Below are 10,474 nucleotides of genomic sequence, written 5' to 3'. Positions count from 1 at the left end.
TTCTATCAATGTCGAGTTAGGCTATCGAGTACGCAATGGAGAAATTATCGGTCGGGTGAAAGACACCATGGTTGCCGGAAACGTTTACACCGCACTCAAACAGGTGGTAGCAGTGGGAGAAGATGCCGATTGGAACGGACCTTGCTACACCCCTTCTCTGATTGTAGAAGGGCTGTCTGTAACAGGGGGTTAGGTAGAGACGTAGCGTGCTACGTCTTTTCACAGTATTTGGAGACAAGGGGACAAGGGGACAAGGAGATAGAAAACCCGAATTTTCCAACACAACTCACCCACGCTCCTCAGCTCCCCCGCTCCTCAGCTCCCCTACTCAACCCTTACCCAAACTTGCAACTGCCATGCGTTACATTCCTTTTCTCGCGTTGCTACCCTTATCACTGTCGCTGTCGTTACTGCCAGCATCAGCAGCGGAAACTCCGGCTGTCTTAGAGCGTAGTCAATCTCGTCAGGATTTCTGGCTGCAAGCGGAGCGGTTGGTACAAGAGCAACTTAATTTAATCAATCGGAGTCAGCGATCGCTTTCTGGACCGGATGTGAGTCTGGCAGAAGCCACGCGAGCCCAGTTATTTCTGCATTTGGGAAAGGTTGAACGCTTTCTCAATAGCCAGTATCAAATTCCTCAGTTTTTGTGTAGTAATGGCACCGCTTCTCCAGAAGTTCCCGCCAATTTGACGGCACCTCAGAGAGAGGTTTACTGTAGTCTCTATGCTTCGACACAGCAGCTTAAACCGATGGTTAGAGTGATAGAAAGGCGCTTGCCGATGCTAGCGGGTCTAGCGGCTCCCGATCCCCTATCACCAGAAGATAAACCACCGCCCAGCTTGCGCTACAACGTTCAACTGCCGGTGCGACCTCGATATTCACCAGTACCCAATTTTCCAGAACCCGAACCCCCCACAATCGGCGTACCGACCAAGCGACCCATCGTTGACTATGATGAGCCACCTTTTCAACCTGCGATCGCTCCCCCTCAACAAGCGATCACAACGCTTTTAGCAGCACGACAGCAGCTTCTCTCAATATTACCCGCGTTTCCCGAATCAGCTCGAATTATCGACCCAGGTCCAAACCCTGAAATTATCGCTCGCGGCACCTATGGTCTTTTACCCTTAGAACCCCAGCAGTATGCCGAATTCCTAGCCCAACCCAATACCGGTATTGCCCGTCTATTACTCGCCGAAAGTTACCACCCCGACCCCAATCGGCTGCGCAACCGCCTAGAACCCCCTGTTTTAGAAGAATTTCCCTTTGCGTCTCTAGCAGAAAGTGCCAGTGGTATGATTCCCCGTTTGGCGCTTGAGATTGAAGACGGTAACATTCAAATTCCTATGTCGGGTCTAGATTATGGCTTTATAGTGAATTTAGGAGACGTTGCCTTAGAAAACCTCGACCCCACCTTAAAAAATATTGCTAGGTTCTCGCCACAAGAACGAGATTTGTTCTTCAACTACATTCCTCCCAATCAAGTAGATGCCTTGCAAATAGACCAGCGGCGCTTCCTTACAGGCAAAGCCGGAGTGGGTTTTGTTCCCCCTATCAGTCCACCCGTCTCTACTCAAGTTCCAGTTGAACTCAACACCACCTATTTAGTCAGATTGATCCAGTTTCAGCTACCCGAAGCAGTGCTGAAGGGGGAACCGATTTCTAGGGAACAGCGCCGCTATCTTCCAGAAATTTTAAAGACACCTAGCAGTGATGTAATTGTTGCCTTTCGCCCCGTCCATCGACGTTTAGATGGCAGTTATACTGTTCTGTGGCGTCTGATCGAGCAGTTTCCAGACCCTAAAATTGAAGATTTAGTTGAATATGTTGAATTGGAGTAGTGGCAACAACCCGCCAGTGGTTGAAACCACTGTCTTATAGCTAAAGTCGTCTTTAGACGACTAGTAGACTTCGGCGGAAGTTAACCTACCATTAGGCTGTGAGCAGATTGACTATTGATGTTCCTGAGAAATGGTGGGCGTACTTACGCCGTGCGGTACTAGGCAAGAATTTTAGTCCACTTCAGTGGACTTGGGCTATTAGCCCGGAGTTTTAACTCTGGGCGGGTTGTGTAGCTTGCTGAATAAGTGCTGCAAGATCTGAGCAATAGTTCATCGAGGACTGACCATCACAAATCCCCGCGTCTTGCCAGAAGCAGAATCCACTGTTGCCATTGCCTGCCACAGGTCTTCAGCTTGTATCCAAATAGGGGGATATTTATAGCGGGAAACATCTAAAATCAGAAAGCGATCCGTTTGCTCGTTGTAAGCGGCTAACGGAGAAATATGTCCGCCGCTTTCTTGACCGATCGCTTTTCGCAAATAATTAACCAGAACAAAATTATCGGGTTCTTGCAAATTTTTGACGGCTAAGTTGCGGAATTCCTCTAGGGTTACGTCACCACCGTGAAACACTTTAGTTTGCACAGGATAACTTTCTAAAAGTTGACTCAATTGTTCTAGCGTCATACCTTGACGACTTACTACTTCTGCGGGTAGCACCTGTTTAGTTTGGGCATTGCTAAAAAAGTTTTCTTGGGTGAAAATGCGGTAAGTTCCAAATTCAGATGCTTCGGGTGCCGGAATAGAGAGGGCATTCAGTACCATGACAATACTCGCTACCCCACAATAGGCAAGGTTATCCTGAGTCACGAAATGAATACTGAGAGGCAAATAATCGTTTCGAGCTTGACTTTCTATCAGTAGCGTTTCGCCTTCAGTGGAGTTAAGGTCAATCAGGGTTTCGGAAAGGGGTAGAGTCTGCGGTAGAACTCTACCCGTGGCAAGGCAAAAGCCTAGGACTACGGCACCCAAAGGAATGCGAATTGCCTTCAATAAACCAATGTGATACGTTCTAGAGTTCATGACGAAACACCCTACCCTCACCCGTTAACTTGAATTGAGCTGACCCACTTAATGACTATTGAAAGTGTACCAATTTGTTTTGAATAAATTCCGTAAACTTTCGCACCAGTTCGGGATTGCGCCAACCTTTGTGGGTTTCTTCAGTAATGATTGCTAATGCTTCCTCTGGAGTAAATGCTTGTTTGTAAGGGCGTTCATTGGTCAGAGCGTCGTAAATATCAATAAGTTGAAAAACTTGAGCCAGATAGGGAATATTGTCAGTAACCAAACTATCGGGATAACCACTACCATCCCAACGTTCATGGTGATGTCGGATAATCGGGATGACTCCTCGCATCGTGCGCAGGGGTTTACAGATTTTTTCGCCAATTATGACGTGTTGGTTCATGATCTGCCATTCTTCGGGTGTGAGTTTCCCTTTTTTCAGTAATACTGCGTCGGGAATTCCTACTTTACCGATATCATGAAGATAGCTACCCCAAAGTAAATCCCGAATTTGGGAACGGGATAGATTAATGTATTCGCCAAAAGCCTTTCCCAAAGCAACCAGTCGTTCGCAATGGTCGCCCGTCACTGGATCGCGGCTTTCAACTGCCCTAGCAATTGAAAAAAGCACCTGTTCAGCGTGGTCTAAATCTTCATTAAGCCGCTTTTGACGAACTAGGGACTTTACCCGTGCTGAAAGCTCCAGACGGTCGAAGGGTTTGCTTAAAAAATCATCTCCCCCGACTTCAATCCCTGCAATTCGCGATCGCCTGTCGCTGAGTGCCGTGATAAATACTACCGGAATTAGGCGAGTTTGTTCGTCTGCCTTGAGACGCCGACAAACTTCAAACCCATCCATTCCCGGCATCATCACGTCCAAAAGAATCAAATCGGGATTGGCTTTAACAACAAGATCGAGTGCTACCGTGCCACTTTCTGCTTCTAATACCTCGTATCCCTCTACCGAGAGCAGTGCTGCTGCTGTCATCCGACTAGAGGAATGATCGTCAACAACAAGGATTTTGGGTTGATCGCCATCCAAGCCAACGGCATCGGATGAATTTGTTTGAGATTTGGGGAATGAAGAAGTCTCTTTTAAATCCAACATCATCTATTTCGTCATAGGCTTGCCTTAGGCTCAGAGAATTAATTCTGCCGTCAGAATCCCTGCAACGTCTTCAGGCGGAGCTGTTTAAAAACCTATATTCTATGTCGTAGTATGCTCAATGTAAAAGTTTCATCTGAAATAATCCTACGGTAAATCTAAAGATTATGCCGTAGGCTTACCAAAATCACTTTTGGGCATTCCTATCAATTTTCCTCATAGGAGGAAAATCTACCTCTCATCTCGATTGTAGAGACGTGTCATCAGGGTTGACACGGACAAAGTAAACTAGATGCTTTTTACCCACCCACTCCAACAAATTGAGAAACTGACTAAAAGCAGCCTCAAGGGTATGCTTTCATAGCATTCCTCTTCCCATCACCATTTAGGATCAAGTCCAGGCTTTACACCGCTTCGCTAACAACAAACACCATCTCGATACCCTTTTCTACAGCACCCTTACCCCTTGATGGCAAACCCATCTGGCATAGGTTGGTGTAAATTGAGAGGTATCTTTTCCAGTTTTGGCAAGCTTATTTACCACCCCTGAATTAGGTTGGTCTTGAACTGGGAAAACAAAATACACTTGAACCGTCCGAACTTTTTGAAGTACGGAAACCCAAATTCTTTTGGCTGGAAATACTTCCAGGCATTATCCAGTATGCGAATATTAGTTTACAGAACTCGGGAAGAAACTTCGCCAAGCCTTAGAAACTCTTTCTTCACGTTAGTAAATGCGTTTTGCTGGATGGTGTACGGGGGAAATGGTTTGTCAGCCAGAATGATCTATTCCGATACCAACGAGCAATAATCTAAACAATAGAGTTCCCGATTAAGCTCATAAAGGCAATCTTAACACAAAACCATCGGTTTACAACCCGTATTTGTTGCTATTTTTACCGAACTCAATATCCCAACAATTCCCTCTCAAGTTGACATTCCGCTGGGAAGTGCCCCGCAATACACAAAGGGTGTTAGGGGTGGGATGAAAGATTTCAATAGGCAAGGGGGTAATTTGTCGTGATGGGAAACTTTGACAAGTGTATACTCCTTGATCTCAAGACCTTGACCAGCGCCTTTGCCAATGGGATGTTGGTTCAAGGGGTGAGGCTTGTTGCTCGGCTTGCCGCCTCTGCAAGATAATAGGGATTGAATCGCGTAGTTGTGGGTCGCGGTAAGGAACGGCAGCGCGGGTTTGCAAATGTTCGAGCGATCGCTCTGAAAGAGAGTGCAAATCGTCTTCATTCAAGGTAGCAATAGTTCCCGGTTGCCGACCCCCAACTGGCGGGGTAAAACTAATTTTAAAACCAGCAGCGATCATTGCACTGCGTACAGCCGCAGCACAGGAGTAGGTAGCCACTATAGCAGTTGCGGCGCAGCAGTTGGCTAACTGCTGAAAAAATTCCACCGTCCACAACTGAGGGCAGCGGCGCGGTGAAAAGGGGTCGAGAAAAATGGCATCTGCTAAAAAGTCGGACTGGTGCAATTGCCCCATTGTGACTCGAGCATCTCCTAAATGGAGTTGAGCGTGGAAGCCGTCCGTTTGGACTTCCAATGAGGTTGCCAACATTTCCAAGAGTTCGGGAATCGGCTGAGTCCAAATCTTATGTAAATTATGAGCGATCGCAGTTCTTGGCACTTCTGGGTTTAATTCTAGTGCCATCAGTTCAACCCGACAGTTGGGATTAACTGCCCAAATAGTTTCTAGGGCAGCCGCCGTATTGTAGCTTAAACCGTAGCAGACATCTAGCAGTCGTACTAATGGCTGTTGGGCTTTCCGTGCTAACTGGCAGGGTTCTACAAATTTTAGCAGTGCTTCGGTTTTTGCGCCTTGAGTACTGTGGAAGTATTCGCCAAACTCTTGGGAAAAGAAGGTATAGGAACCGTCAGCGGTTGGCTGGGGTGTGAAGGTGCTGGTATCTGGCATAGTTCGAGAGGGGAGAGGTAAGTATAGCAGTCCTAAATAGGTTGTGGCAATTTTCCGAAACGAGATCCTTGCTATACCTGGGTTTCAAGCCTATCACTTGTTACATCCTATTTAGGGTTGCTATAGTAGCTCCACAAACTGCTAGTGCTACCCCAACCAACACAATAACTGCCCCCACCAGTATCCATAGTCCCGGTACTTCCTGAAAAATCAAATAGCCTAGAAAACTAGAGCTAATGGGTTCTAGCAAAATAGCGAGGGTAACGAGAGTGGGAGAAATCCAGCGCACCGCCCAATTAAGGCTGGTATGTCCTATTAATTGTGATGCGATCGCGATTAGTAAAATATAGAGGTAAACAGGAATGGGATAATCGAGATAGCTCGTACCTACCAGTAAAGGTAGGGGCAACAGAACCAAGGCTCCTGTCGTGTAGGCAACGGCAACATAACTGCCAATACCCAAACCCCGTCGCTGTGCTTCTCGTCCTAACAGCAGGTACAAACTCACCATCCAAGCACCGACAAGTGCCAACAAATTCCCCAAGGATGGATTGCTGCCAGCACTGCCTGTTCCTGCATCCCCCGTCGCAATTAAAATACCACCCGCAAAAGCTATACCAATTCCTAGCACCGTCAGTCGGGTTGGTTTCTCTCTATACCACAACCAGGTAATAATTGCAACCCAAATCGGGTTAGTAGTGATCAACGTTGTAGAGGCGGCAATTGAAGTAAAGGATAAAGACGTAATCCAAGCGGCAATGTGCAGAGCGAGACAAACTCCAGCCCCGACAGCGTAACCCAGCGCTCCCGGACTGAGTTGAGTTGCCTGTAGATGCCGCCAAGCGGGTAGTAGTAACAGGGATGCAACCGTCAGGCGAGACGCAGACAAGAAGAGGCTAAATCCTACACCACTGACGTTAGCAGAAGCGATCGCTAAACGAATCAGAATTGCCGTACTCGAAATGGACAAGACACCGACGACTAAAACCAATCCAACTTGCCATGGCAGGGGCTGCTTGAAAATTCTCATTCATTTTCTCCTTGTCTCCCTTGTCCCTAGCTATACATCGCGTCTCTACCAAGTTTCGTGCAAGATGGAAGAAGAGGCAGTGCGATCGCATAACCGCTTGTTGTTTGAAGAAGGAAGTCAGAACGTTGCCAAAAGTCCGAGTCCGCCAACACGTCAATCCCCTCAGTAAGAAATATCTTAACCCAGTCGAGCCTCCGAACTGGGAGAAAATTTATACCCAACCCACTCAACCCCTGCATTTGGATATTGGTTGTGCTAGGGGGGAGTTTTTATTGCGGATGGCAACTCTACAACCGGACTGGAATTTTCTGGGTTTGGAAATTCGGGAACCTTTAGTCAAACAGGCAAATGCTTTCGTTGCAGAGTTAGGGTTGACGAATCTTCACTACCTATTTTGCAACGTCAACAACTCCTTACGTCCTCTTTTAGAGTCTCTCCCCCAGGAAACCTTGCAGCGCGTGACTATTCAATTTCCCGATCCTTGGTTCAAAAAGCGACACGCGAAACGCCGCTTAGTGCAGCCAAAATTAGTTGATGATTTAGCTACCTATTTGCTAGCCGCAGGAACAATTTTTCTTCAGTCTGATGTGAAAGACGTAGCCCAGGAAATGTGCGAGCGCTTTGATGAACATTCAGCCTTCCAACGGCAAGGTAACGATTGGCTGGATACCAATCCCTTACCCGTTCCCACCGAACGAGAAACAGGCACTCTTGCTCGTGGCGAACCGGTTTATCGGGCTTTGTTTGGGAAAAACTCCCCACTCCCCTAAATCCAAGAACGGAACCACATCCGCAAGTGGTAACTTTCAAAGGACAAAGGCAACCCTAAGTAAATAGGCAACCAAAACACAAATGCTAGTAAAATTAACCCAATAACGGCTATAGCTGCATTTTGCCGCTGAGAGCGATCGCTATGCAACCATCGGTCTACAATCCAAGCAAGACTCAACCCCGAAAACACCGATGCCCCCATATAGTGATATAAAAAGGTACAGCGACCAACCTTTACCCAAGGCAGCAAGTTCGCCAACCAATTGAATGTCAGATAAAGAGTCATATAGTTCACCGTCGTTGGCAGAAATTTCCCACGCCAACCCAACCAAAGACGCTGAACCAATAGCAACAGCAACAGTAAAATTGCTGCCGTTGACAGCCACCACAGGATAGGATTTCCCATGGCATGGACATCGTAAATAATTTTTCCAGTCCCAGAAGGTAACGGCGGGTAGGCTGGGACTTGTTCGTTGATACTCTGAGCTGTTTGGTAGAAGTAAGCCACAGGTCGAAGCATGAGAATCCAAGTGTACCACCGCGAACAATACGGATGAACATTAGGACCGTCACCAATTTTTTCGTGAAAGGTCAAAATCTTGTACTGCGCTTCCCAGAATCCGGGGTTTGGATTCATAATCAGGTGAGGAATCCAGAGGAAGCTATAGGTCAGCACTGGAATAAGGGCAAAATTTAAAAGAAAGGGAAAAACCTTCACTTCCGTCAAATTTACCAGAGGCGTTTGGAACAGTTTTGAGTGTTGTGCCTTCGCCGCACTCCAGGGTACAAGCCAACCTCTTGACTCCTGATTTTTAACTTTTAACCGCCGCCAACGCAGCGCCCAAGCCACTCCCCAAATCAGATAAACACCCAAAAGGAACCACAAACCATTCCACTTGATGCAGGCACTACTCCCGAAAAAAATACCCGATAGTGCCAGACTCCGCCAGCGCTCTCCCTTCGGTTGACTCAGTGCCACGAGCAAGTACAACTGTCCCAACAGTCCCAGAATAACTAGGTAAACATTATTGAGGGCATAGCGAGATTCCACTAGAAACAGTCCATCTGCGGCTGCGAAAATAGCAGCAATTAAGGCATAGCTACGACGCCGATTGAGCTGATAGGCAATAGCGGCAACTACCAAGGGAATGAAGGAACCGGTTAGGGCGTTCAGCCAACGGTAACTCCAGGTGGAATGCAGGGAACCGGTTAAACCATTGATGTTATCTTGACCGAAAGGCAGGTGAGAGCCAATCCACATCCCGATGGCGATGAAGTACTGGCTTAAGGGGGGATGGGCATTAAAAAAATGGGTATCGGTTAAGTAATTGTTGGCAAATTTAGCGTAATAGACTTCATCAAATACGAGAGCATTAAATCGCCCCAGTCCCCAAAATCGCAGGACGACTGAGCCTAAAAAAATAGCAGTTAAGCCAATGCTAAACCAAGGAATTGAGGAGTAAGACAGCTTCTTGAAGCCAATCATAGGACGCAACATAGACATCAACCTCTGCATTGGTGGGGCTTTCGCCGTGAGCGTCAGTCGAACGGAGACTCCTCAGTGTAAACCGAGTCGCGGAAAGAGGAAGCCCAAAAGGGAATTTATGGAATCCCCGTGCGTTAACGCTGGGAAGGATGTCAATTATCCCTTAATTAAATCGTTTCAGGGTAAAGCACATGAAATTTCTATTGCGGTGTGGATTCTCGCAGGTATTTTTGTGCTGCGATTTGTGATGATAGGGCTAAAAATCGGGGGGTAAGAATAAAAACCAGAGTCTGTAATTAAGCGATCGCAATTAATTCTTACTGTCCACATCGCGATTCTCCCACACACTTTGTTTTAATAATTTTACCTTTTTTGGAAATTTCACCCATCCCCCAATGCAACTGGGTGTCAGTACTCACCGCTTTCAATACCAATGCGTAGGCGTTCCATTCCGACATACACATTAAACCGTCCACCCCGTAAAAATCCCACTAAGGTAATGCCAAACTCTTGCGCCAGTTCCACTGCCAAACTGCTAGGTGCAGAAACTGCACAGACAATTGGCACTCCTGCTGTCAGACATTTCTGCAAAATTTCAAAGCTGGAACGTCCACTTACCATGACAATATGATTGTTTAACGGCAGTTGGTCACTGAGTAAAGCCGAACCTATCAATTTATCCAAGGCATTGTGACGCCCTACATCTTCTCGTACTGATAGTAACTGTCCTTGAGTGTCGAATAAAGCGGCAGCGTGTAATCCTCCGGTGCTTGAGAAGACTCGTTGAGCTTGGCGTAATTTTTCTGGCAGGCTGTAAATTACTTCAGCAGGTACCTCTAGGCTGTCTGAGATAACCGAACATTTCCGCGATCGCAAAGCCTCCAGACTAGCCTTACCACAAATTCCACAGGCACTTGTGGTAAAAAAGTGGCGTTCTAAAGGTTGCAAATCTACACTTAACCCTTCCTTGAGTTGCACATTCACAATGTTGTAGCGCTGTTCTCCATCCACATCCGGATCGACACAGTAGCTGATACGCTGGATATCATCTCGACTTTTTACCACGCCTTCACTGTAGAGGAAACCTGCTGCCAGTTCAAAATCAGGCCCTGGTGTCCGCATGGTGACAGCGACTGTCTGCTGAGGAGAAACTAAACGAATTTCTAAAGGTTCTTCTGTTGCCAAGTAGTCAGAATACGATCGCACGTTGCCATTCTCCACCACCCAAACCCTAGCTTTCGTCTTGCTTCTAATTGGCGTTTTCATGTTTGCCCTTGAAATTCCTCTGGATCAATGCCCCAATTCA

The 10,474-nt window shown here is 46.9% G+C and carries 9 protein-coding genes; 3 read left to right on the top strand and 6 right to left on the bottom strand.

The features are described 5' to 3' along the window. Both IQ257_RS06575 and IQ257_RS06570 read left to right on the top strand, forming a co-directional pair. Positions 1–193: metallopeptidase TldD-related protein (locus IQ257_RS06575; RefSeq protein ID WP_265586108.1), on the top strand; the 193-nt coding region annotated here is incomplete at its 5' end. Positions 194–356: 163 nt separating this feature from the next. Then, positions 357–1,841 (top strand): hypothetical protein, encoded by a 1,485-nt coding sequence (locus IQ257_RS06570; protein ID WP_193932970.1) that lies wholly within the window; start codon positions 357–359, stop codon positions 1,839–1,841. Positions 1,842–2,111: 270 nt separating this feature from the next. On the opposite strand, the gene IQ257_RS06565 is transcribed toward IQ257_RS06570, so the two are convergent. The 4 genes from IQ257_RS06565 to IQ257_RS06550 form a co-directional block, all read right to left on the bottom strand. Beyond that, positions 2,112–2,864 carry a phytochelatin synthase family protein gene (locus IQ257_RS06565; RefSeq protein ID WP_193877019.1) on the bottom strand — a complete coding sequence of 251 codons (753 nt, stop codon included), beginning with the start codon at positions 2,862–2,864 and terminating at the stop codon, positions 2,112–2,114. Positions 2,865–2,919: 55 nt separating this feature from the next. After that, entirely contained in the window at positions 2,920–3,957 is a 1,038-nt protein-coding gene (locus IQ257_RS06560) for an HD domain-containing phosphohydrolase (RefSeq protein ID WP_193877030.1), read from the bottom strand. 1,054 nt (positions 3,958–5,011) lie between these two features. Further along, on the bottom strand, positions 5,012–5,881 hold the full coding sequence (locus IQ257_RS06555) for a tRNA (5-methylaminomethyl-2-thiouridine)(34)-methyltransferase MnmD (RefSeq protein WP_193877017.1): 870 nt from the start codon (positions 5,879–5,881) through the stop codon (positions 5,012–5,014). Positions 5,882–5,981: 100 nt separating this feature from the next. Further along, positions 5,982–6,911, bottom strand: a complete 930-nt coding sequence (locus tag IQ257_RS06550) for a DMT family transporter (RefSeq protein ID WP_193877015.1) — start codon at positions 6,909–6,911, stop codon at positions 5,982–5,984. Between the two features lie 125 nt (positions 6,912–7,036). Between IQ257_RS06550 and trmB the strand changes: the two genes are divergently transcribed. Further along, on the top strand, positions 7,037–7,681 hold the full coding sequence (gene trmB, locus IQ257_RS06545; protein ID WP_193877013.1) for a tRNA (guanosine(46)-N7)-methyltransferase TrmB: 645 nt from the start codon (positions 7,037–7,039) through the stop codon (positions 7,679–7,681). On the opposite strand, the gene IQ257_RS06540 is transcribed toward trmB, so the two are convergent. Continuing rightward, positions 7,678–9,180 carry a dolichyl-phosphate-mannose--protein mannosyltransferase gene (locus tag IQ257_RS06540; protein ID WP_322744219.1) on the bottom strand — a complete coding sequence of 501 codons (1,503 nt, stop codon included), beginning with the start codon at positions 9,178–9,180 and terminating at the stop codon, positions 7,678–7,680. The two genes, trmB and IQ257_RS06540, sit on opposite strands and share 4 nt — an antisense overlap. Positions 9,181–9,576: 396 nt before the next feature. Next, the gene (gene fdhD, locus IQ257_RS06535) at positions 9,577–10,434 is read right to left on the bottom strand and encodes a formate dehydrogenase accessory sulfurtransferase FdhD (protein ID WP_193877011.1); all 858 of its coding nucleotides are present in this window, start codon (positions 10,432–10,434) and stop codon (positions 9,577–9,579) included. Positions 10,435–10,474: the final 40 nt, after the last annotated feature.

The sequence above is a fragment of the Coleofasciculus sp. LEGE 07092 genome (assembly GCF_015207375.1).
GTDB lineage: Bacteria > Cyanobacteriota > Cyanobacteriia > Cyanobacteriales > Coleofasciculaceae > LEGE-07092.
This window is presented reverse-complemented; position numbering and strand designations above follow the sequence as displayed.